Annotated in this window: 20 protein-coding genes; 5 read left to right on the top strand and 15 right to left on the bottom strand. The window is 72.5% G+C overall.

Annotated features, from left to right (window positions below; all coding sequences use genetic code 11):
- Positions 1-35: 35 nt before the first annotated feature.
- From hrpA to QJ852_05995, 7 genes are all read right to left on the bottom strand, one after another.
- The gene (gene hrpA / locus QJ852_06025; GenBank protein ID WGX97993.1) at positions 36-3,869 is read right to left on the bottom strand and encodes an ATP-dependent RNA helicase HrpA; all 3,834 of its coding nucleotides are present in this window, start codon (positions 3,867-3,869) and stop codon (positions 36-38) included.
- A gap of 64 nt (positions 3,870-3,933) precedes the next feature.
- Positions 3,934-4,599 carry a hypothetical protein gene (locus QJ852_06020; protein WGX97992.1) on the bottom strand — a complete coding sequence of 222 codons (666 nt, stop codon included), beginning with the start codon at positions 4,597-4,599 and terminating at the stop codon, positions 3,934-3,936.
- Positions 4,596-5,090 (bottom strand): SigE family RNA polymerase sigma factor, encoded by a 495-nt coding sequence (locus QJ852_06015; protein ID WGX99537.1) that lies wholly within the window; start codon positions 5,088-5,090, stop codon positions 4,596-4,598. The genes QJ852_06020 and QJ852_06015 overlap by 4 nt, the downstream gene beginning before the upstream one ends.
- Positions 5,091-5,190: 100 nt before the next feature.
- Positions 5,191-5,634, bottom strand: coding sequence for an SRPBCC family protein (locus QJ852_06010; protein WGX97991.1), 444 nt, complete (start codon positions 5,632-5,634; stop codon positions 5,191-5,193).
- A gap of 48 nt (positions 5,635-5,682) precedes the next feature.
- The gene (locus tag QJ852_06005) at positions 5,683-6,789 is read right to left on the bottom strand and encodes an FUSC family protein (protein WGX97990.1); all 1,107 of its coding nucleotides are present in this window, start codon (positions 6,787-6,789) and stop codon (positions 5,683-5,685) included.
- A gap of 17 nt (positions 6,790-6,806) precedes the next feature.
- Positions 6,807-7,643: an SDR family NAD(P)-dependent oxidoreductase gene (locus QJ852_06000; GenBank protein ID WGX97989.1), complete on the bottom strand. Its 837-nt coding sequence runs from the start codon at positions 7,641-7,643 to the stop codon at positions 6,807-6,809.
- Positions 7,640-9,154, bottom strand: coding sequence for an NAD(P)/FAD-dependent oxidoreductase (locus QJ852_05995; GenBank protein ID WGX97988.1), 1,515 nt, complete (start codon positions 9,152-9,154; stop codon positions 7,640-7,642). The genes QJ852_06000 and QJ852_05995 overlap by 4 nt, the downstream gene beginning before the upstream one ends.
- A gap of 41 nt (positions 9,155-9,195) precedes the next feature.
- On the opposite strand from QJ852_05995, the gene QJ852_05990 reads away from it, so the two are divergent.
- Positions 9,196-9,801 (top strand): TetR/AcrR family transcriptional regulator, encoded by a 606-nt coding sequence (locus tag QJ852_05990; GenBank protein WGX97987.1) that lies wholly within the window; start codon positions 9,196-9,198, stop codon positions 9,799-9,801.
- 79 nt (positions 9,802-9,880) lie between these two features.
- Here QJ852_05990 and QJ852_05985 read toward each other — a convergent pair whose 3' ends face one another.
- Together QJ852_05985 and QJ852_05980 are read right to left on the bottom strand one after the other, a co-directional pair.
- Complete coding sequence (locus tag QJ852_05985) at positions 9,881-10,159, bottom strand: hypothetical protein (protein WGX97986.1); 279 nt, start codon at positions 10,157-10,159, stop codon at positions 9,881-9,883.
- A 144-nt stretch (positions 10,160-10,303) separates the two neighbouring features.
- The gene (locus tag QJ852_05980) at positions 10,304-11,650 is read right to left on the bottom strand and encodes a threonine/serine exporter family protein (GenBank protein WGX97985.1); all 1,347 of its coding nucleotides are present in this window, start codon (positions 11,648-11,650) and stop codon (positions 10,304-10,306) included.
- Positions 11,651-11,693: 43 nt separating this feature from the next.
- On the opposite strand from QJ852_05980, the gene QJ852_05975 reads away from it, so the two are divergent.
- A complete protein-coding gene (locus QJ852_05975; protein ID WGX97984.1) occupies positions 11,694-12,821 on the top strand; it encodes a glutamate--cysteine ligase in 1,128 nt (375 codons plus the stop codon).
- 10 nt (positions 12,822-12,831) lie between these two features.
- Here QJ852_05975 and QJ852_05970 read toward each other — a convergent pair whose 3' ends face one another.
- A complete protein-coding gene (locus QJ852_05970; GenBank protein WGX97983.1) occupies positions 12,832-14,346 on the bottom strand; it encodes an FG-GAP-like repeat-containing protein in 1,515 nt (504 codons plus the stop codon).
- 150 nt (positions 14,347-14,496) lie between these two features.
- On the opposite strand from QJ852_05970, the gene QJ852_05965 reads away from it, so the two are divergent.
- Positions 14,497-15,969 carry a wax ester/triacylglycerol synthase family O-acyltransferase gene (locus QJ852_05965; protein ID WGX97982.1) on the top strand — a complete coding sequence of 491 codons (1,473 nt, stop codon included), beginning with the start codon at positions 14,497-14,499 and terminating at the stop codon, positions 15,967-15,969.
- Between the two features lie 49 nt (positions 15,970-16,018).
- On the opposite strand, the gene QJ852_05960 is transcribed toward QJ852_05965, so the two are convergent.
- Entirely contained in the window at positions 16,019-17,218 is a 1,200-nt protein-coding gene (locus tag QJ852_05960) for a site-specific DNA-methyltransferase (protein ID WGX97981.1), read from the bottom strand.
- 25 nt (positions 17,219-17,243) lie between these two features.
- On the opposite strand from QJ852_05960, the gene QJ852_05955 reads away from it, so the two are divergent.
- Positions 17,244-17,840 (top strand): mismatch-specific DNA-glycosylase, encoded by a 597-nt coding sequence (locus QJ852_05955; GenBank protein WGX97980.1) that lies wholly within the window; start codon positions 17,244-17,246, stop codon positions 17,838-17,840.
- Here the strand turns inward: QJ852_05955 and QJ852_05950 are convergent.
- From QJ852_05950 to QJ852_05940, 3 genes are all read right to left on the bottom strand, one after another.
- Positions 17,833-18,882: an HAD family hydrolase gene (locus QJ852_05950; protein ID WGX97979.1), complete on the bottom strand. Its 1,050-nt coding sequence runs from the start codon at positions 18,880-18,882 to the stop codon at positions 17,833-17,835. The genes QJ852_05955 and QJ852_05950 overlap by 8 nt on opposite strands.
- Positions 18,879-20,087 carry a helix-turn-helix domain-containing protein gene (locus QJ852_05945; GenBank protein ID WGX97978.1) on the bottom strand — a complete coding sequence of 403 codons (1,209 nt, stop codon included), beginning with the start codon at positions 20,085-20,087 and terminating at the stop codon, positions 18,879-18,881. Before QJ852_05945 ends, QJ852_05950 begins: the two co-directional genes overlap by 4 nt.
- Positions 20,088-20,223: 136 nt before the next feature.
- Complete coding sequence (locus QJ852_05940) at positions 20,224-20,595, bottom strand: hypothetical protein (protein WGX97977.1); 372 nt, start codon at positions 20,593-20,595, stop codon at positions 20,224-20,226.
- A 167-nt stretch (positions 20,596-20,762) separates the two neighbouring features.
- On the opposite strand from QJ852_05940, the gene QJ852_05935 reads away from it, so the two are divergent.
- Complete coding sequence (locus tag QJ852_05935) at positions 20,763-21,044, top strand: helix-turn-helix transcriptional regulator (GenBank protein ID WGX97976.1); 282 nt, start codon at positions 20,763-20,765, stop codon at positions 21,042-21,044.
- A 22-nt stretch (positions 21,045-21,066) separates the two neighbouring features.
- Here the strand turns inward: QJ852_05935 and QJ852_05930 are convergent, their stop codons facing one another.
- Entirely contained in the window at positions 21,067-21,588 is a 522-nt protein-coding gene (locus QJ852_05930; protein ID WGX97975.1) for a hypothetical protein, read from the bottom strand.
- Positions 21,589-21,590: the final 2 nt, after the last annotated feature.

Below are 21,590 nucleotides of genomic sequence, written 5' to 3'. Positions count from 1 at the left end.
GAGCCCGGCTTGAGTCCGGCTGGAGGTCGCGACCCTCAGAGCGCGTCGAGGGCCTTGCGGATCCGCACGTCCGAGACCGGGCCGTCGGTGCCGAGCTGCTGGGCCCACAGCGAGACCCGGTACTCCTCCAGCATCCAGCGGAGCGCGCGCAGGCCGGAGCCGGCGGGACGGCCGTCGGGCAGGGCGGCGAGCCGGGCGAGATGGGCCTCCTGGAGCGGCTGGAGGACGTCCATCCGCTGACGGTCCTTGGCGAGCGCCGCGGGACCGCCCGTCTCCAGCGCGGTCCGACGCTCGCGCATCGCGGCGAGCCAGGTCCGGTAGCGACGCAGTCGGGCGGCGCCGGCCTCGCCGACGAAGCCGTCGTGCACGAGGCGGGCGAGCTGGGCCTGCAGGTCGGTGAGCGCCGGGAGCATCGGCAGGTCGGCACGACCGCTGAGCAGCCGGTCCACGTCGCGCCAGGTCGTGAGCACCCGGAGCAGCTCGGCCAGCACCTCACGGACCCCTGCGGCGGCAGCCGGACGGAGGGCGGCGAGCAGAGCGTCGTACTCCGCGCGGGTCCGCACCGGAGGTCGTGCGTCGACGGCGTCGACCACGACCGCGCGCAGGCAGTCGTCGAGGATCGCGGGCACACCGGCGTACGGCGTCCCGGCGAGGCCGAGCTTCTCGGCGTTGCCGAGTCCCTCGACGGCGCCGGCCAGCGGCGCGGAGCCGAGGGCCAGCAGCGCCAGCCGGACGACGCCGAGCCGGTGCCGCGCGTCGCGCTCGTCGGCCGAGCCGTAGACCTGTAGGCCGACCGTGGCGCCCTCGTCGACGAGTCCGGGATAGGCCTCGACCTCGTGACCGGCCCGGGTCCAGGTGGCGGTGGCGGCGATCTCGTCGAAGACCCAGGCGGTCTCGCCGGAGCGGGCCACGCCCGAGTCGGAGGCCACCGCGGCGATCGCGCGGTCGAACTGCGGCTGCAGCGGCGCCTTCAGCTCGGCCAGCGATTTGCCGCGGCCCTCCACCCGGCCCCGCTCGTCGACCACCCGGTAGGTCGGTTTGAGGTGCTCGGGCAGCGTCGCGAGCCCCCAGGCGTCGCGGGGCACGTGCACCCCGGTCGTGGAGCGCAGGTAGCGCTCCAGCGCGGTGAGCAGCGCCTCCTCCCCCGCGGGTACGGCGGCCAGGAACTCCCGCGCCGTGTTCGGCGCCGGCACGAAGCTGACCCGCAGCTGCTTCGGGAGGCTGCGGATCAGCTCGGTGACCAGCTCCTCGCGCAGCCCGGGCACGATCCAGGAGAAGTCGTCGTCGTCGACCCGGTTGAGGGTGGCGACGGGGATGTCGATGGTCAGCCCGTCGTCCTTCGCGCCCGGCTCGAAGTGGTAGCTGATCGGGAAGGTCAGCCCACCGCTGAGCGACCACTGCTCCGGATAGTCGGCCTCGCGGACCTCCCCGGCGGTGTCGTGGGTGAGCATCGCGGGATCGAAGGTCAGCAGGTCGGGCTGGGCGCGCCGGGCGTCCTTCCACCAGCGGTCGAAGTGCGCGCCGCTGACGACGCCCTCGGGGACGCGGTCGTCGTAGAAGTCGAAGAGGGTGTGCTCGTCGACGACCAGGTCGCGGCGCCGGGCCCGGTGCTCGAGCTCCTCGGCCTCGGCGAGCAGCCGGCGGTTCTGCTGGAAGAAGCGGTGCCGGGTGTCCCACTCGCCGTAGACGAGCGCGTGCCGGATGAACAGCTCGCGCGACAGCTCGGGGTCCACCTTGCCGTAGGCCACGGCGCGGTCGGCGGCCAGCGGGACGCCGTACAGGGTGACCCGTTCGCGGGCCATCACGGACTGGCGCTTGCGCGACCAGCTCGGCTCGGAGTAGGTCCGCTTGACGAGGTGGGCGCCCAGCCGCTCGGCCCAGCGCGGGTCGATGGCGGCGTTCTGGCGGGCCCAGAGCCGCCCCGTCTCGACGAGCTCGCCCGCCATCAGGAACGGGGGGTTCTTCCGGGCCAGGCCGCTGCCGGGGAAGATCGCGAACCGGGTGCCGCGGGCACCGAGGTACTCGCGCGGTCCGGGACGACGCCCGTCCTTGCGGGCGCCCGGCCCCGACTTGGCTGCCTTCTCCCGCTCCTCCAGCAGCCCGATGTGCGAGAGCAGGCCCGAGAGCAATGCCTGGTGGATGCCGTCGGCATCGGGGGTGTCGGAGGCGGCCTCGAGCCGGACCCCCATCTCCTTGGTCACCTGACGCAGCTGGGCGACGAACTCCTGCCACTCGCGCACCCGCAGGTAGTTGAGGAACTCCCTCTTGCACATCCGCCGGAACGCGCTGCCGGACAGCTCCTTCTGCTGCTGGCGCAGGTGGCGCCACAGGTTGAGCCAGGTGAGGAAGTCGGAGTCCTCGGCCTTGAACCGCGCGTGCAGCTGGTCGGCCTGCGCCCGCTCGGCCGGGCGGTCGGCGCCGGGGCGCTCGCGAGGGTCCTGCAGCGAGAGCGCCGCGACGATCACCAGGACGTCGCGCACGCAGCCCAGGTGCTCGGCCTCCAGCAGCATCCGGCCCAGCCGCGGGTCGATCGGCAGCCGGGCCAGGCGGCGGCCGACCTTGGTCAGCTGGCCCTCGCGGCCGCCGGACGAGCCCGTGGCGACCGCGCCGAGCTCCTCGAGCAGCTGGGTGCCGGCCTGGACGTTGCGGCGGTCGGGCGGCTCGACGAACGGGAAGGCCGCGATGTCGCCCAGCCCGAGCGAGGTCATCTGGAGGATGACCGACGCCAGGTTGGTGCGCAGGATCTCGGGGTCGGTGAACTCCGGGCGGGCCTCGAAGTCCTCCTCGGCGTACAGCCGGATCGCGATGCCGGCGGCGACGCGGCCGCAGCGCCCGGAGCGCTGGTTGGCGGAGGCCTGGCTGATCGGCTCGATCGGCAGCCGCTGGACCTTGGTCCGCGCGGAGTAGCGCGAGATCCGGGCGACGCCGGTGTCGATGACGTAGCGGATCCCCGGCACGGTCAGCGAGGTCTCGGCCACGTTGGTCGCCAGGACGACGCGGCGGCGCGAGCCCGTGGCCGGCGCGAACACCCGGTGCTGCTCGGCCGCCGAGAGCCGGGAGTAGAGGGGAAGCACGTCGACGCCCCGGATCCCGTCCGCCAACGGCGCGAGCGCCTCGGCGGTGTCGCGGATCTCGCGCTCGCCCGGCAGGAACACCAGGATGTCGCCCGGCCCCTCGGCCGAGAGCTCCTTGACCGCGTCGACGATCGCCTCGGTCGGATCGCGCGTGACCAGCTCTGCTTCGGAGTCCTCGTCGGGCTGTTCCATCAGGGGGCGGTAGCGGACCTCGACGGGGTAGGTGCGCCCGGAGACCTCGATGATCGGGGCGTCGTCGAAGTGCCGGGCGAAGCGGTCGGTGTCGATGGTCGCGGAGGTGATGACCAGCTTGAGGTCGGGCCGTCGGGGCAGGAGCTGCTTGAGGTAGCCCAGCAGGAAGTCGATGTTGAGGCTGCGCTCGTGCGCCTCGTCGATGATGATCGTGTCGTAGCGGCGCAGCAGCCGGTCGCGCTGCAGCTCCGCGAGCAGGATGCCGTCGGTCATCAGCTTGATCCGGCTCTGCTTCGACGTCTTGTCGGTGAACCGGACCTGGTAGCCGACCAGGTCGCCCAGCTCGGTCCCGAGCTCGGAGGCGATCCGCTCGGCGACCGAGCGCGCGGCGATCCGGCGCGGCTGGGTGTGCCCGATCATCCGGGGACGGCCATCCTCGCCGGCGCCGCCGCGGCCCAGCTCGAGGCAGATCTTGGGCAGCTGGGTGGTCTTGCCGGAGCCGGTCTCGCCCGCGACGATCACGACCTGGTGATCACGGATCGCGGCGGCGATGTCGTCGCGTCGGGCGCTGACCGGGAGGTCGGGCGGGTAGGTGATGTCCACAGCGCGCCCATTGTCCCATCACCATCCCCGCCGGATCGACCGGGATTCGGCGGGGATGAGGCGGTCAGTCGCGCAGGCGCAGTCCGGCCGGGTCGGGGTTCGGGTCGCGGAACGCCAGGTCCGCCGGGAACTCGTCCGCGCCCGTGAACGACAGGACCGCGATCCCGTCCGGGAACTCGGCGATCACCTGGGTCGTGGCGTCCTTGGCCGCGACCTTGGCCCGGGAGGCGTCGGCCACGTCCACGTCGCGGCAGTCCCAGCCCGCCGCGCACTGGTCGGCGCCGGCGCCCTGCCAGCTGGCCGGGGTCCCGATCGACAGGTGCATGGTCCGGCCGCCGCCGAGATCGTCGTCCAGCACATCGGTCATGGCGAGCATCTGGGCGAGGGTCACCCCGGCACCGCCCGGCGCGGACCGGGCCAGGTCCTGGACCTCCGCGGCCACCGCGTCGCGTGGGGCCGCCTGCGGGGCCTGGGCCGCCGGAGCCTCCTGGACGACGGGGTCGGGAGCGGGCGCGGCGGCCTGCTGGCCCCCGGGTACGCCGAGCGCGAGTCCGGTCACGGTCGCCGCCGCGAGCGTGGTGCTGCCGGCGCCCACCCGCGCCAGGCGACGGCGACGCAGGCGGCCCCGCCCCCGTCGTACGTCCTCGGCGGTGGGGACCACGGGCACGGGAGCGCTGTCGGTCAGGTGGTAGAGGCGCGCGGCCAGGTCGGTGTCGATCAGGTCGGTCATGAGGTCTCCTTGGTCAAGTCGTCGGCCAATGCCACCCGGAGGGCGGCGAGGGCCGCGGAGGTCTGGCTCTTCACGGTTCCGGTGCTGACGTCGAGGTCGGCGGCGGTCTCCTCGACGCTGAGTCCCCACCAGTGGCGCAGCACCACGACGCGGCGCTGCCCGGGCGGGAGGGCTCGCAGCGCCGTCCACAGCGCGTCGTGCTCCTCGACCGCGGACGCCGCCACCGCGACCTCGGGTAGTCCCTCACCCGCGGACGCCTCGCGCCGCCACGGCCGGCGGCCCTCGTCGAGATGGGCGTTCACGACCGCCCGTCGTACGTAGGCGTCCACCGAGTCCGCCCGGCGCACCCGCGGCCACGCGACGTAGAGCCGCGTCAGGGCCGACTGGACGATGTCCTCGGCCTGGTGCGAGTCACCGCACAGCAGCCACGCCGCGCGGAACAGCTGTGACCGCCGCTCGGCGACGTAGGCCGCGAACTCCTCGTCCCGCATGCTGCTCACCCTGCTCCTCTCCGTCCGGCACTGTTGCCTAGTTGACGGAACGGATCACGGATCGGTTGGGCGGCGGCCCGGGCAGATTCCCCGTCGCCCCTCAGCCGAGGCTCTCGACGTTGCGGATCAGCGCCTCGCTGGAGTGCTTGACCGCGACGCCGACCACCGGCCTGACCGCACCGGCGATCGCCTTGCCCGCCGGGCCGCCGGGCAGGGTGAAGCTGATCCAGGCGTCCACCCGGGTGCGACCGTCGCCGAGATCGGTGAAGGTCCAGCGCTGCGTCGTCTCGATGCCCTTGACCGACGTGAGCTCGAGCAGGCGGTCCTGCTCCCAGGCGGTGCACACGATCCGCGCCTTGAGCGGTACGCCGACCTTCATCACGCCGTCGTACTGGGCGCCGACGCCGCGCAGCTGCTCGGTGACCGGCTCGATCCGGCTCAGGCCGTACATCCAGTCCTTGGTGGTGGTGACGTCGTCGACGTAGGCGAACACCGTGCCGACCGGCGCCGCGATCTCGACGCTCTGCTCCACCACCTGGCTCACGGCGGAAGTGTGACACGCCGTCGCAGGTTCGCGCGCGTCCCCGGGGAGTCAGCGTGGCGGCGGCAGCGCGTCGGTCGACTCCAGCTGTCCCATGCCGGTGACCATCAGCAGGTCCGCGACGATCGCGCGCAGCTGGGAGAGGATCGCCTCGACCGCGAGGACGCCGCTGCGCTCGACCTGCCCGGTCGCGGCACCGACGGCCAGGATGTCGTCGCGGGCGGCGGTCGCGATCCGGTTGGCCTTCAGCTCGTCGGCGACCGCGTCGGCGGCCGCGGCGAGGTCCGCCGCGAGCTGCGCGTAGGACGGCGGCACCGGCAGCCGCCGGTACGCCGTGATCGAGGTCTGCCGGACCAGGACCCGGGTGCTGCGCAGCGCGCGGTCGAGCGGGTCGACCAGCTCGACCATCCGGCGCAGCGGCTCTCGGTGACGGACCCGGAAGGGCGAGGAGTTCACCACCGACATCCCCTCCTCCGCGGCGGCCTGCAGCTCCCGGATCAGCCGGTCGGTACGTCGGGCGTCGGCGAGCAGCTCCAGCGCGGGCGTGACCTCGCCGTCGACCATCACGTCGGAGGCGGCGCGCAGCAGCTCCGCGATCTTGCGGGCGACGGCGGCGGCCTGCTCGCGGGGACGGCGCAGGGGGGCGGCCGGGACGACCATCGCCGCGACCAGGGCGACGCACCCGCCGACGACCGCGTCCGTCCAGCGCAGGAAGGCGCCGCCGGCTCCCGGCAGCAGCACGGTGACCACGATGGACTGCACCGCCGCCTGGGAGACGAACATGATCCCGGCGTCCAGCAGCAGCGCCATCGACATCGAGAGGAAGACGATCAGTGCGAGCTGCCAGGCTCCCGAGCCGATGCCCGCGACCAGGACGTCGGCCATGAAGACGCCGATCGCGACGCCGAGCATGACCTCGATGACCCGCCGCAGCCGCTGACCGTAGGACGTGCCGAGGCACAGCACCGCAGCGATCGGCGCGAAGAACGGCAGGTCGTGACCGAGCAGGTCGTGGGCGATGAACCAGGCCAGCCCCGCGGCCGCCGAGCACTGCGCGACGACCCACAGCTTGTCGCGCCACCGGTCGACGCGGCCCCGCAGCGACAGCCGGCTGCGCGACCACATCCGGTCCAGGACCCCATCGTTCGGCGCCTCCACAAGGGAGACCCTAGAGGTCAGACCGCCTTGGCCGGGAGCACCCGCTTGGAGACGAGCGCCACGACGTCCTCGTAGCGCGATCCGGTGAACTTCTGGAAGTTGTGCAGGGCGTGGGCGTCGAGGCCGACCAGCACCCGGGCCTGGTTCTTCACGATGCCCTTGACGATGATCTCGGCGGCCCGTTCGGGCGTCATCTTGGCGAGCTTCTCGTCGAACAGCTTCGCCGTGGCGGCCTTGTCCTCCTTGTCGGAGACCCGGGCGTTGCGCGCGATCGCGGTCTTGATGCCGCCGGGGTGGACCGAGGTCACGCCGACGTTGTGGCCGGCGATGAGCATCTCCTCGCGCAGCGCCTCGGTGAAGCCGCGGACCGCGAACTTGGTGGCGTTGTACGCGCTCTGGCCGGGCATCGCGAGCAGGCCGAACAGCGACGACAGGTTGACGACGTGACCCTCACCGGAGGCGATGAGGTGCGGCAGGAACTCCTTGGTGCCGTGCACGACGCCCCAGAAGTTGATGCCGACGATCCACTCCATGTCGTCGTAGTCGAGGTCGACCACGTCACCGGCCAGCGCGACGCCGGCGTTGTTGACGATGACATTGACCTGGCCGAAGTGATCGGCCACCTCGGCGGCGTACGCCGTGAAGGCGGCGCGGTCGGCCACGTCGAGGTGCGCGGTGTGGACGTCGGGGGCGCCGGCGTCCTTGGCCAGCGCGGCGGTCTCGTTGAGGCCGGCGTCGTTGACGTCGGAGAGCGCCAGCCGGGCGCCCTTGCCGGCCAGGTTCACCGCGAGGGCGCGACCGATGCCGGAACCCGCACCGGTGATGACGACGACCTTGTTGCTGAGGTTCTTCACGCGTGGACTGCCTCTCGCTGGTGGGAGACCTCGACGTCGTACTCGTCGAGGTCGAACTTGCTCAGGTGCTGCCGGAAGGTGAACGTCTGTCCCGGCCACAGGGTGGTGTTGTTGCCGAACTTGTCGAGGTACCAGCTCGCGCAGCCGCCGGTCTGCCACACGGTGGGCTTCATCTTGCGCCGGATCTGCGCGGTCCACGCGTCCTGCGCGGCCTGCGTCGGCTCGACCGCGGCGAGTCCCTCGCGGCGCAGCGCCTTGGCCGCCTCGACGACATAGCGGACCTGCGACTCGATGATGAAGATCATGCTGGAGTGGCCGAGCGCGGTGTTGGGGCCGACGATCTGGAACAGGTTGGGGAAGCCGTGGATCGTCGTCCCCTTGTACGCCGCCATGCCGGCGCCGTCCCACACGTCGGCCAGCGTGCGACCGTCGCGGCCGGTGATGTGCTGGGCGATCGGCGGCTCGGTGACGTAGAACCCGGTGGCCACGACGAGCACGTCGATCGGCCGCTCGACCCCGTCGGCGGTGACGATCGCGTCGCCGGTGACCTTGGCGATCGGGTCGGTCACCAGGTCGACGTTGTCGGCGTCGAGCGCGGGGTACCACTTGTTGGAGATCAGGATCCGCTTGCAGCCCGCGCGGTAGTCGGGGGTGACCTTCCTGCGGAGCTCGGGGTCCTCGATGCCCTTGGCGATGTTCTTGCGGCCCTGGACCTCGACCGCCTTCATCAGCACGGGGAAGCGGGCGAAGGCCGGGACCCGGGACTCGAGGGTGCCGTAGACGAGGGCCCGGAGCGCGCGCTGGGCGCCGGGGACACGCTTGAACACGGTCTTCTCGAAGGCGCTGAAGGAGCGCTCGTTGCGCGGGATGACCCAGTTGGGGGTGCGCTGGTAGACGTCGACGTGGCCGGCGATCCGCTGCAGCTCAGGCACCAGCTGAACCGCCGAGGCGCCCGTGCCGATGACCGCGATCCGCTTGCCGGCGAGGTCGACGTCGTGGTCCCAGCGGGCCGAGTGGAAGATCTCGCCCTGGAAGTCGTCGATGCCCTCGATCTCGGGGAGCCGCGGCTCGGAGAGGCCGCCGGAGCCGGAGATCACCGTGCGGGCGGCGTACTCCACGACGCCGGAGGGGCCTTCGGTGCGCACGATCCAGCGCTGCTCGGCGTCGTCCCACCGCGCGTCGAGGACGGCGGTGTCGAACACGAAGCGGTCGAGGGTGCCGGAGTCCTCGGCGACCTTGCGGGTGTACTCCCAGATCTCGCGCTGCGGCGAGTAGACCTTCGACCAGTCGGGGTTGAGCGCGAAGGAGTAGGAGTAGAGCTGGCTCGGGACGTCGCACTCGGCACCGGGGTAGGTGTTGATGTGCCAGGTGCCGCCGACGTCGCTGTCCTTCTCGATCACGACGAAGTCGCGCTCGGCGGCCTCGTCGAGCTTGATCGCTGCGGCGAGCCCGGCGAAGCCGGCGCCGACGATGAGGTGGTCGACGTTCCTGCGACCCGGAGTAGCACTCATGGGAGGGACGCTATTGGCGCTATTGAACATCTGTCAATAGGATGGGCCACGTGACCGCGACCACCTCCCGCACCCGGCTCGCGCCGGACGAGCGGCGTACCCAGCTCCTCGACATCGGCGTCCGGCTGCTCGCCACCCGGTCGCTCGACGAGCTCTCCATCGACGTCCTCGCGGAGGAGGCCGGGATCTCGCGCGGCCTGCTGTACCACTACTTCGGCACCAAGCAGGGCTTCTACGAGGCCGTCGTCCAGCACGCCGCCGACGACCTCTACGCGCGCACCGCTCCCCCGGCCGAGGGCGAGCCGCTCGAGCGACTGCTCGGCTCGCTCACCGGCTATGTCGACTATGTGGTCTCCAACCAGGCCGGCTACCGGTCCCTGGTGAAGGCCGCGTCGGGGAGCAATGACGCGCTCCGGGCGATCTACGAGACCACCTTCGCTGCCCTGGCCGACCGTTTCTTCACCGTCGACACCGGCACCCTCGAGCTGCCCGACACCCCCGCCGTCCGCCTGGTCATCCACGCCTGGCAGGCCATGGTCGAGGACCTCGTCCTCACCTGGTGCGACACGCCGGCCGGCCTGTCCCGCGACGATCTGCTCCAGGTGATCACCGCGTCCCTGCCCGCGATCATCGACACCCTGCCCTGACCGTCGGTCGGTGCCGCCGCAAAAGGCGACGAGCCGGGCTCCCCCGCAGGGGAACCCGGCTCGCGAGGCGCGATGCGGATCAGGACAGGTTGGCCACGTCGCCGCACTCGTCCTTGACGGCGTCGGTGAACTCCTTCTCGTCGCCCTTCTCGTCCTTGTTGTTCTCGGCCCACTTCAGGAGCGCGTCGGACGCCTTCTGCATCTTGTCGGTGTCGCCCGACTCGGCCGCCTCCTGAGCGTCCTTGGCCAGCTCGCAGTACTCCTCGGCGAGCTTGCCCTCGTCGGCGCCACCGCAGGCGGTGAGCGAGAAGGCGGCCGCGAGAACGATGCTGCCGAGGCCGAGGGTGGTCTTCTTCATGGGTTGTCTCCCGTAGTCAGGCGGATTGATCGTGGTGATCGTGGTGCGCATCCCGGATGCTCGCGGCAGTGCACCGCGCCCCGGGAAGCGTGGGGAGCCTCCCACGGAAACGTCCGGTGAAACCTCCGTGTCCCGTGCCGCTGCTCATCGACCTCGTGCGCGGGACCGCGGGCGACGGCGGACCCGGGTGACACCGACCAGGCGCGGGCCGGCCAGGCGGGCCTCCACGCGACGAGCCTCGCGCATGACCGGCTGGGCGACGTACTCGCCGAGGATCACCCCGGAGGCCAGCGCGATGGCGATCGAGGCGGCGGTGACCATCGCGAGCAGGCCCTGGGCCGCCTGCTGGCCGCCCTCCTCGCCGAGCAGGAACAGGCCCCGGTAGATCGAGAGGCCGGGCAGCAGCGGCACGACCGCGGAGACGACGACCACGAGCGGCGGCACCCGGAAGGTACGGCCGACGGTGTAGCCGAACAGGCCGATCAGGAAGGCCGCGAGGCCGACCGCCCAGGTCCGCCCGAACCCGGCCTCGACCACCAACTGGGTGACCACGAGCGCGACACCGCCGAGGACGCCGACGGGGAGCAGCGTGCGCAACGGCGCGTACGACGCGAACGCGAAGGCCGATGCCGCGACCGCGCCGCCCACGCCGAGCGCGCTCACGCCGACCAGGTCGAAGCGAGGCAGGGTGAGCTCCGGGATGTCCAGGCCGACCGCGGCACACAGCGAGAGCCCGCCGCTGACGCCGGCGATGATGCCGGCGGTGGCGAGCACCGCCTCGAGGATCCGGGCGCCGCCGGTGACGAAGAAGCCCGACAGCGCGTCCTGGATCGCGCCCATGAAGCCGATCCCGGCGAGCAGCATGATGATGTTGGCGGTCACGACCAGGGACGCGTTGAGGTGCACCCACGGCTCGGCGAGCCGGGTGCCGAGGGCCGCGAGCACGGTGGCCACCACGCCCCCGGCGACCTGCTGATAGAACCCCGGGAGCCGGCGCCGGGTCATCAGCAGCTGGAGCCGGTCGATGCACACCGCCGCCAGCATCGCCACGAGGACGACCACCAGGTTGCCGCCGAGCTGGAGCCCGACGCCCGCGCACATCAGCCCCCAGCCCACGGTCGCGGCCCAGCGCGGCCGGGCGTGCCCGGAGGACACGATCCGCGCGACCTCGGTCCGGGCGCCTTCGAGGTCGGTGCGGCCGGCGACGACCTCGCGCACGAGGTGGTCGACCCGGGTGAGGTCCTCGTAGTCGATCTCGCGCTGGGTCACCGCGCGGAGCTGGACGACGGGCGTCTCGTCCGGTCCCTGCTGGACGCTCATCGCCAGCGAGGTGAAGGTCACGTCGACCTGCGTGTGGCGGACGCCGAGCGCCCGGGCCAGGGCCCGCATCGTCGCCACCACGTCGGGGGCGCCGGCGCCGGAGGAGAGCAGCACCTCCCCCACCTTGAGACACAGGTCGAGCGTGCGGTGCAGGGTCCGCAGATCGTCCATGTCGCCATGGTGTCAGGTCCGCGCACGGCTCTACGCTGATGGCGTGCGCATCGACTTCCACGGCTCACCCGAGCCGACGCTGGGAGTGGAGTGGGAGTTCGCGCTGGTCGACCGGCGCACCCGCGACCTCCGCAACGACGCCGCCCACCTCTTCGCGCGGGCCCGGCCGCGGATGCCCACACCGGGCAAGCTGCACAAGGAGCTGCTCAAGAACACCGTCGAGGTCGTCACCGGCGTCTGCGGGTCGGTCGGGCAGGCGATGGCCGACCTGCGCGAGACCCTGCGGTACGTCGCCACCGCGGCCGACGACCTCGACCTGGACCTGTACGGCGCCGGCACCCACCCGTTCGCGGACTGGACCGGGCAGCAGCTGACCGAGGGCCACCGCTACGCCGAGCTGATCAACCGCACCCAGTGGTGGGGCCGGCAGATGCTCATCTGGGGCGTGCACGTCCACGTCGGGCTGCCCGAGCGGGACCGTGTGATGCAGGTCCTCACCGGCCTGCTCACCTACTATCCCCACCTGCAGGCGCTCTCGGCGTCCTCGCCGATCTGGATGGGCGTCGACACGGGGTACGCCTCCAACCGGGCGCTGATGTTCCAGCAGCTGCCGACCGCGGGCCTGCCGTTCCAGTTCGAGACGTGGGCCGAGTTCGAGCGCTTCGCCGACGACCAGATCACGACCGGGGTCATCGACGACCTCAGCGAGATCCGCTGGGACCTGCGTCCCGCGATCAAGCACGGCACGCTCGAGAACCGCATCTGCGACGGCGTCTCCACCCTCGCCGACATGGAGGCGCTGGTCGCGCTCATGCACTGCCTGGTGGTGTGGCTCGACGACCGGGTCGCGGCCGGCGAGACGCTGACCACGATGCCGCCGTGGCACGTCCAGGAGAACAAGTGGCGCGCCGCCCGGTACGGCGTCGAGGCGATCGTGATCCTCGACGACCGGTCCCACGAGCGGCTGGTCACCGAGGATCTCGCCGACCTGGTGCCGCGCCTCGAGCCGGTCGCCGAGCGGCTCGGCTGCACGGCGGAGCTCGCCTCGGTGCTGGAGATCGCGACCCGCGGTCCGTCGTACTCCCGGCAGCGGGCGGTCGCCGAGCGCACCGGCGGCGACCTGGTGGCCGTGGTCGACTCGGTGGTCTCCGAGCTGAAGGCCGGCCTGTAGGAGGCCCCGCTCAGGAGCCGAGGAACCGGATCCGGCAGTCCGCGTCGTCGCACGGCGGCGTCTCGGCCCACACGGTCGCACGCTCGAAGGAGGTGCCGGTCGACGTCATCACCTGGACCCCGGTGAACTTGGACTCCTGGTGCGCCTTGACCACGAACACGATGTCGCCGTCGCCGTCGCCGTCGACGTCGCTGAGGGTGGCACCCTGGAGGCCGCGCTGGCCGATCGTGGACGAGCCGGTGAAGCCGGCCACCTCCCGCGGCCGGCCCGAGGCCAGGTCGTAGACCTTGATCGCGACGGCCTCGTCGTAGCTGCTGGCCTCGACGGTGACCAGGCTGGTGGTGCCGTCGCCGGTGACGTCGCCGATGAGGTAGGCGTCGGCGTAGATGTCGTTCTCGTAGACCGCCCCGACCTCGAAGTCGGAGCCGGTCGAGGTGAGCATCGCGTAGCCCTGGTCCCCCGAGTAGTAGCCGGAGTAGTCCTCGTCGGTCAGGCGCTCGGCCGGGAGCCGGGTCCACAGGTCGGTCCGGCCGTCGTGGTCGAAGTCGCCGGCCCGGATCTCGGTCGAGTCGGCGGTCGCGTTGGTCAGCGCGGCCCAGCGGACCGGCTCGGCGAACCCGCCCGACCCGTCGCCGATGAGGACCTGGACGTCGACGCCCCGGTCGTTGGGTCCGGCGACCGCGAGGTCGACGGCGCCGTCGCCGTCGAAGTCGCCGGGCTGGACCTGGATCCGGAGGCCGTACTCCTCGAGCGAGGACAGCTGCAGCCGGAAGGTCTGGTCGCCGGGGAACTCCCGGTCGGACGACGACAGGGTCAGCTGCCGGGCGTCGTCGACGAAGGACCAGGTGAGCACCTCGTTGACGCCGTCGCGATCCCAGTCGAGGAAGAGCTCGTCGGGCTCGCGCGACTCCTCGACCGCGAGCTCGCTCGTGGTGAACACCGTGCCGTTGCTGGAGGCGGTGATCCGCCGGGTGCTGTCGTAGTCCGGGGAGAAGTAGTAGACCGCGTCTCCGTGCCCGTCGCCGTCGATGTCGCCCTGGATCGCGACCGGCCGGTCGCGCTCACCGGCGCCGCCCGGGCCGTCGCCCGCCACCGTGGCCGAGTCGTCCTCCCACGGACGCAGCGCGGCGAGGGTCCCCGCGGCGCCGGCCAGGAGGAGGAGGACGACGGACAGCGCGATCCACAGCCCGAGGCGGCCGCGGCGGGCGGGGGCGGTCGGGACGGCGGCCGGCGGGGCGAACGGGGTGACCGGGGCGCCGTACCCGAGGGGTGGGACCTGACCGTGGTGCACCGGCACGGCGTAGGCCGTCGGCTGCGGGCCGGCCGGCATCGTGGCCGGCGGGGTCGCGGGCGGGGTCGCGGGCGGGGTCGCGGGCGGGGTCGTCGCGGATCGGACCCGGGTCGTCTCGTCGGCCGGCGCGAACCTCGTCATCAGCCGGCGGTCGTCGGTCCAGGCGTCGCCGTCCCAGCGCCGCTCCCAGCCGTCGCCGTCCGGGTACCAGCCGGGCGGGGTGATCGTGCTCAAGGCCACTTCCCATCGTCGCGTGCGGCCCTCCTACCCCGCGGGCGGCCGGTCACGCCTCCCGGCCACGGGCGGGCGAGTCCGGCGGTTGCGCTTGTGACGCCCGTCACGACGCGCAAGGATCGGGGCACCTGCGACGAAAGGGGCTGCTCCGTGGTCTCCGTTCCCGGCAACCGGCTGATCGACCCGACCGCCACCGCGTTCCTCCTCGCCGAGAACCGCAACATGCCGATGCACGTCGGCGGCCTGCAGCTCTTCGAGCCGCCGGCGGACGCGGGCCCCGACTTCGTCCGGGAGATGTTCGAGTCGATGCGGGACACCGAGCGGATCGCGCCGCTCTTCCTCAAGCATCCCCACCGGTCGGTGCGGACCGGCGGCACCCTGGTCTGGCGCGAGGACGAGCAGTTCGACATCGAGCACCATGTGCGGCACAGCGCCCTCCCCCAGCCCGGCCGGGTCCGCGAGCTGCTCGAGCTGGTCGGCCGGCTGCACTCCACCCGGCTGGCCTGGGAACGGCCGCTGTGGGAGACCCACGTGATCGAGGGGCTGGCCGACGGCCGGGTCGCCATGTACACCAAGCTGCACCACGCGCTCGTCGACGGCATCTCCGCGATGCGGCTGATGGCGAGCGTGCTGTCCTCCGACCCTGAGCGCCGCGCCATGCCGGCGCCCTTCGCCGACGGAGCGGGCCGCCGGCGCCGCCCCGAGCCCGAGGCCCCCGACTCGCTGCCCGCGGCGGCCGTCGACGCCGCGAGCACCGCCGCGCGGACCCTCGCGGACCTGCCGGGCGACGTGGTCCGCACCGCGCTCAGCGTCAGCGCGGACGCGGCAGGGATGCCGCTCGCACTGGTCAAGACCCTGCGCAAGGGACTGCGCAACGAGACCTCCGCGGTCTCGCTGGCCGCCCCGCGCACCATCTTCAACCAGTCGATCACCGGCGCCCGCCGGTTCGCCGCCCAGGACTGGCCGGTGGAGCGGATCCGCGGCGTCGGCAAGGCCACCGGCACCACGATCAACGACGTGGTGCTCGCCATGTGCAGCGGCGCGATGCGCACCTATCTCACCGAGCTCGACGCCCTGCCCGACCAGTCGATGGTGTCGATGGTCCCGGTCGGGCTCAAGGGACGCCAGGCCGGGACGCCGCCCCCGAACGCCGCCGACGGCGGCAACGCGATCGGCTCCGTGATGGTGCGCCTGGCCACCGACAAGGCCGACCCGGCCGACCGGCTGCGCACGATCAGCCAGTCGATGAAGGACGGCAAGGAGGCGCTGTCGTCGATGACGCCGACCCAGATCGTGGCGATGAGCGCGATCGGGATGGCGCCGTCCATCGTGGTGCCGATGCTGCGGATGCAGGGCATCGTCCGGCCGCCGTACAACCTGATCATCAGCAACGTCCCCGGGCCACGCGTCCCGCACTACTGGAACGGCGCGCAGCTGGTCGGCAACTACCCGGTCTCGATCCCGATCAACGGCATGGCGCTCAACATCACCTGCACGTCGTACGCCGGCAACATGGGCTTCGGTCTCACCGGCTGCCGGCGCACCGTCCCGCACCTGCAGCGGCTGCTGACCTTCCTCGACGACGAGCTGGCCGCGCTCGAGAAGGCCGCCGGCGTCAGCTGAGTCCGCTCTCGTTGAGTTGCCGCTTCCTCACCGTCGAGTTGCCACAAACTCAACGGTGAGTTTGCGGCAACTCAACGGTGAGGAAGCCGCCGCCGACCCGGTCCGCGACGGCCTGCAGTCGGGCCCGGGTGATGGCTGAGACCGTGGCGTAGCCGGCGCGCTCGGCGTTGGAGCCGGCGCGGGTGGGCTCGGCGGAGTTCACCGACAGGCAGGTACGCCGCCCGCCGTCGGCAGCGTTGGCCAGGGCGACGGCGTGGCCGGTGGTGCCGCTGCCGGCGAAGTAGTCGAGCACCCGGGCGTCGTCGGGCATGGTGCCGAGCACCCGCAGCAGCAGGCCGGTCGGCTTGGGCGACTCGAAGACGTGACCCACCAGACCCTTGAGCTCGACCACCGCCGTGTCCGTGGAGCCGACCTCCTCGGCGAGCCAGATCGTGGGCAGCTTCTTGCGGCGGCCGCCGACCGGGTGCCGCCAGTCGCGCTGGTAGATGTCGACCCGCTCGCCGCGCGCACCGCGGACCACCCGGCACTCGAGGTCGTCGGGGCGCTCGTCGATCCGCGGCCGGGACCAGCGCCACACAGCCGGCGTACCGTCGCCGAAGACGGGCTTGATCTCGACCGCGCCGTCGAACGGCGTGCTCGCCACCCGGCCGGTACCGGGGTCGCCCCACAGCGCGTAGTGCAGGGTCGGCGTGGAGAGCGGGTTGAACCGCTTGTTGGTGTTGCGCAGCGGCAGCCGCCGGTACCGCCGGCCGTCGGGCGCCTCCAGCGGGAAGTCGGACTCCACGACCGTGTGCGGCGAGGACGCGTCGAGCACGCAGCGTGACGCGTCCTTGGCGTAGACGAGGAGATACTCGTGCGAGGTCGCGAACCCCCTCCCCAGCTGCCGTCCCTTCGGGTTGAGATTGACCACGACCTGGGCGAGGAAGTTGGCCTCGCCGTACACCTCGTCGAGGAGCAGCCGCAGGTGCGCCACCTCGTGGTCGTCGATGCTGACGAACAGCGCGCCGGTGTCGGCGAGCACCCGGTGCCCGGCCTCGATCCGGGGCCGCAGGTAGGCCACCCAGGTCGCGTGCCGCCCGGCGGATCCCGCGCCCCGCTTGCCCTTGAAGTCGTCGTGGTAGGCGAAGTCGTTGCCGGTGTTGTACGGCGGGTCGAGGTAGATCAGGTCGCAGGACGCGGCGGGCAGCGTGGCGAGGACGTCGAGGTTGTCGCCCTCGATGAACGTGTTCCAGGCCGGCTCGATGCCCATCGGCACATCGTGACAGGCTCGCCCCGTGTCCCGTCGCACCTTCACCCGAGCCGAGCTGGAGTCCTTCCGCGACGCCGAGGTCCCCGACCTGCTCCCCGACGCTCCCGGCCAGCAGCTGAAGCTGCTCTTCGTCGGCATCAACCCGGGGCTGTGGACCGCCGCGACGCAGACCCACTTCGCGCACCCGGGCAACCGCTTCTACCCGGCGCTGCTGCTCGGCGGGGTGATCACCGAGCCGGTCGACCCCGCCGACGGGATGGGCGAGGCCGAGCGCACGATGATGCGCGAGCGCGGGATCGGGATCAGCAATGTGGTGCACCGCGCGACGGCGAAGGCCTCGGAGCTGAGCGCCGAGGAGCTGCGGGAGGGCGGCGTCCGGTTGACCGAGCTCGTCGCGCGGGTCCGGCCGCGGGTGGTCGCGATCGCCGGCATCACGGCGTACCGGACCGCCTTCGGGCTGCCGAAGGCCACGCCCGGCCGCCAGCCGGAGACCCTCGACGACCTGTGGGCGGGCGCCGAGCTGTGGGTCGTGCCGAACCCGAGCGGTCTCAACGCCCACGAGACGGTCGCGTCGCTGGCGGCCGCCTACCGCGAGGTCGCCGAGGCCGCCGGGGTCATCTGAGCCGGCGGCGCTCCAGCGACCACACCGCCACCAGGGCCACGACGAGGGCGCCGAGCGCCGCGCAGCCCAGAGCGCCGGGAAGGCTCAGCTGGCCGAGGCCGGCGAGCAGGGCTCCGACGCCGGTGAGCAGCACGCCGGCGGCCCGGGTCCGGGCCACCACGCCCGGGAGGGCGCGGGCGAGCTCGAGGGCGCGGGCCACCCGTTGGGCGTCCAGGTCCTCGAGGCGCGCATCCGGGACGAGGCCTTCGCCCGGGCCGGCCGCGGCCTCGGGGTCGGGGACGTCGGTGAAGGCGAGGTCGGCCGCCGCCAGGGCGGCGGCGTTGCCGGCGTCGCGCGCGACGAGCGCGACGGTGTGGCCACCGCCGCGCTGGTCGCGGACCAGCTGCTCGCGGTGGGCGGGGTCCTTGCCGAGGAGCCACTTGTCGATGCCGCAGGTCTGCGCCAGGTGCTCGGTGTCGTGGGGGGTGCCGTCGGAGAGGAGGATCGGCTGGATCCCGGCGGCCCGCAGCCGGGCGACCGCAAGCGCGGCATCGGCCCGGACCTGGTCGGTGACGGTGAGGTAGCCGAACGGGCGGTGGTCGACCTCGACGCCGATGGTCTTCCCGAGACCGTCGCGCTCCTCCATGCCGAGCCAGCCGGGGGTGCCCACCCGGACCGGGTGCCGGTCGACGGCGCCGCTGATGCCCCGCCCGGGGAAGGACTCGACCCCGGTGAGGCGCCCCGGGCCGGCGAGGCGGGCGATCGCGCGCGCCACCGGATGATCGTCGGCGGCATGCTCGAGCGCGGCGGCGAACCACCGCAGGTTGCGCTCGTTGCCCTCCTCGATCGGGTCGATGTCGCTGACCACCAGCTCGCCGGTGGTGATCGTGCCCCAGCGGTCGAGGAGGACGGTGTCGACCCGCCGGGCCGCCTGCAGGGCGGAGAGGTCGCGGAACCCGACGCCCTGCTGCCGCGAGCGGCGCAAGGCCAGCCATCCCGGCAGTGGCAGCAGGAGGCCGACCATCGCCGGGAGCAGGACGAGGAGCAGGATGAGCGGTTTCACTGAACGCGTCCCGAGTAGCGCTCGAAGTCGCTCTGGTCCCCCGCGACCCACAGCGCGATGCTGGCCTTGAGGACGAGGGTCAGCTGGACGACGTACTCCGGATCGTGCAGCGCCTCGCCGAAGAGCTGGTTGATGCGGCGCCAGCGGTAGCGCACCGTCTGCGGGTGGACCCCCAGACGGGCGGCGATCGCCGGGGCGCTGTCGCGGGTCTCCAGCCAGACCAGCAGCGTCTCGGACAGGATCTCGCGGGAGTTGGGGGTCTCCTCGAGCAGCGGCTGCAGCAGCTCCTGGGCCAGCTGCCGGCGCATCACCGGCTCGGCGTGGAGCCAGATCTCGGTGCGGTAGGCCCGGCAGTCGAGGACCGGGCGGGCCGGCAGGATGCCCTTGCTCGCCAGCGCCAGGGCACGCTGGGTCCAGCGGTAGGCGGCGGATGCGTCCCGCGGCTCGACCGGCCAGCAGACCGCGAACCGTGCCGCGGGCAACTGGCTCCTGACGGTGGCGATGGCATCCGCCATGACGTCCTCGCTCGTGATCAATGCGGCCCGCCCCGGTGCGGTCCGACACAGCACAGTGGAGGGAAGCACACTCGGGTCGAGCCGCGCACCCCCCGGAAGCTCGACGGCCGCCACGACCAGCAGCGGCGGGAGCGGCCAGAGCGCCACGTCGGCGTACGCCTCGAGGTCGTCGGGGTCCGCTCCGGCGAGCAGCCCGTCGACGAGCCGGCGGCGGGCGAGCCCGCTGTCCTGCTCGCGCGCGGTGCTGCCGGCCTCGTGGCCCTGGCGCGCCTGGCCGAGCAGGTGGTCGACGTATCCGTCGAGGGCGTCGCGGAGGTCCTCCAGCGCGTACGGCGAGACGCCCAGTCGCGCCGCCTCGACCCGGATCTCGGCCCAGTAGGTGCCGGCGGCGACCCGGACCGCGCTGTCCAGGGAGGACAGGTCCGCGCCCAGCCCGCCCTCCCGGAAGCCCATCTTGCGGAACAGGTCGTCGGAGGCCATCGAGGAGACCGGCTCGCCCAGGGCGCTGCCCAGGAAGTAGGCCGCGGCGCTGTTGACGGCGGTGGAGACCAGCTGTTGGCGGTGGTCGCTGTCGGCGAACCCCGGGACGGTGGAGCGGATCTCCTCGGTGACCTGTTGGGCGATGCGCGGCAGCCGGCGGCGGACGGCGGGGAGGACGAGCCGGGCGGTCTCCGAGGAGTCCATCTGCATCGCTGCATCCGGCACGGCACCCTCCCTCTGATCACCGCCTCCCCCTGGACGCTCTGTGTCACCGGTCACAGTCTCACTCCTGTCCTGATCGTTGCTCACGCGCGGTCGACGCGCTCCGGGCACCTGTCCTCAGTTGTCATCCAGATGACAAATCGTCCGGGATCTCGACCAGGGACCCCGGTCCCGGGTGGCCCTCGACCCGGCGCAGCGCGGTCGCCAGGGCGCGGGCCGAGCCGCGCGTGAGCGCCAGCCGGGGCTGACGCGCCTCGGCCGGCTCGATGCTGACCCACTCCACCGGCGCACCGACGCGACGGTGGAGCTGCACGATGAGATCGAGCGGGGCCAGGGCATCGGTCACGGGTACAGCATCCTCACCCGTGGCAACCACCGCGAGGTCCACCGGCTCGCCGCGGTGCTCCCGGTCCTCCGGGTGGTCGTCCTCGTCGTGCTCCCGGAGGCACCACGACGGACACGGCTCATCGAGCCAGGTGGGGCGCGAGCTCTCCATGATCTGCCTCCGGAGTCCGGGCGGATGGTGACGGTCTCTGAAGACTAGGAACCAGCCCCGACAGCTGCCGCCGTCGGCCGGACGTTGTCCACAGAGCGCTCCGCTCACCAGATATCCACATACCAGTATGTACATCTGTGTCGGTGATTCTCGGCATGCTTGACCCCGTGTCCTCCTCGTCCGCCGACCACTCCTGGGATGCCTACGTCCGCGAGATCGGCGTCAACCTCCAGCGGGCCCGTCACGACTCCGGGCTGAGCCAGGAGCGCGTCGCGCAACGTGCCGGGATCGCCGCCAACACCTATCGCCAGTACGAGAAGGGCGAGTCGAAGCCCGGGTCGCCGGCCAACATGAGCCTGCGCAACACGATGGCGCTGAGCCAGGCACTGGGCGTCTCGCTCAGCTCGCTGCTCCCCACCTGGGCACCCGATCTGACGCACGGCGCCTGAGCCCGGGCCCCGCGGCGGGCCGTCACAGCGGATCGAGGGCCGTGATCACCCACGAGCGCCCCTTGCGCTCGGCGTCCACCCGTAGCTGGGCGGCCGACACCGAGGACTCCTCGTCCTCGGCCCGGCTGCTGGACTGGTCGAGGAAGACCAGCAGGGTCGCCTCGGTCTCGGTGAGGCGCTGGACGCCGGCCACCTGGACCTGGGTGCTCAGGGTGAGCTTCTGGTCGGGAGCGCGCTCCTGGAGGCTGGCGAAGAGGGTGTCGTACTCCTTCCGCGCCTGGCCGGAGAGCAGCTCGTCGGCCGCGGCCTCGGTGATCCCGGGCTGCGACCAGTCGTAGCTGAACACCTGGGCGAGCCCCCGGGAGACCTCGGTCGTCACGCCCCGGGCGGCGGCCTCGTCGAGCAGGGCGCGGTTGGCCAGCGCTGGGTCGTCGCGCAGCGCCTGCGCCCGTACGGCGAGCACCGCGGCGACGCCGATCAGGACGACGGCGACCACCAGCGCGAGCGCCTGGGCGAGCCGGGTCCGGTTGCCGGATCGCGTCATGA

The organism is Nocardioides sp. L-11A, from assembly GCA_029961745.1.
In the GTDB taxonomy this organism is placed as follows: Bacteria; Actinomycetota; Actinomycetes; order Propionibacteriales; family Nocardioidaceae; genus Nocardioides.
The sequence above is the reverse complement of the archived record's forward strand: the minus strand, read 5'-3'. Positions and strand labels throughout refer to the sequence as shown.

Coding starts and splice junctions, on each gene's coding strand:
- QJ852_05990 (WGX97987.1), top strand. CDS start 9,196: ATGGGCCACGTGACCGCGACCACCTCCCGCACCCGGCTCGCGCCGGAC.
- QJ852_06020 (WGX97992.1), bottom strand. CDS start 4,599: ATGACCGACCTGATCGACACCGACCTGGCCGCGCGCCTCTACCACCTG.
- QJ852_06015 (WGX99537.1), bottom strand. CDS start 5,090: ATGCGGGACGAGGAGTTCGCGGCCTACGTCGCCGAGCGGCGGTCACAG.
- QJ852_05945 (WGX97978.1), bottom strand. CDS start 20,087: ATGCAGATGGACTCCTCGGAGACCGCCCGGCTCGTCCTCCCCGCCGTC.
- QJ852_05960 (WGX97981.1), bottom strand. CDS start 17,218: ATGGGCATCGAGCCGGCCTGGAACACGTTCATCGAGGGCGACAACCTC.
- QJ852_05980 (WGX97985.1), bottom strand. CDS start 11,650: ATGGACGATCTGCGGACCCTGCACCGCACGCTCGACCTGTGTCTCAAG.
- QJ852_05930 (WGX97975.1), bottom strand. CDS start 21,588: ATGACGCGATCCGGCAACCGGACCCGGCTCGCCCAGGCGCTCGCGCTG.
- QJ852_05940 (WGX97977.1), bottom strand. CDS start 20,595: ATGGAGAGCTCGCGCCCCACCTGGCTCGATGAGCCGTGTCCGTCGTGG.
- QJ852_05995 (WGX97988.1), bottom strand. CDS start 9,154: ATGAGTGCTACTCCGGGTCGCAGGAACGTCGACCACCTCATCGTCGGC.
- QJ852_05985 (WGX97986.1), bottom strand. CDS start 10,159: ATGAAGAAGACCACCCTCGGCCTCGGCAGCATCGTTCTCGCGGCCGCC.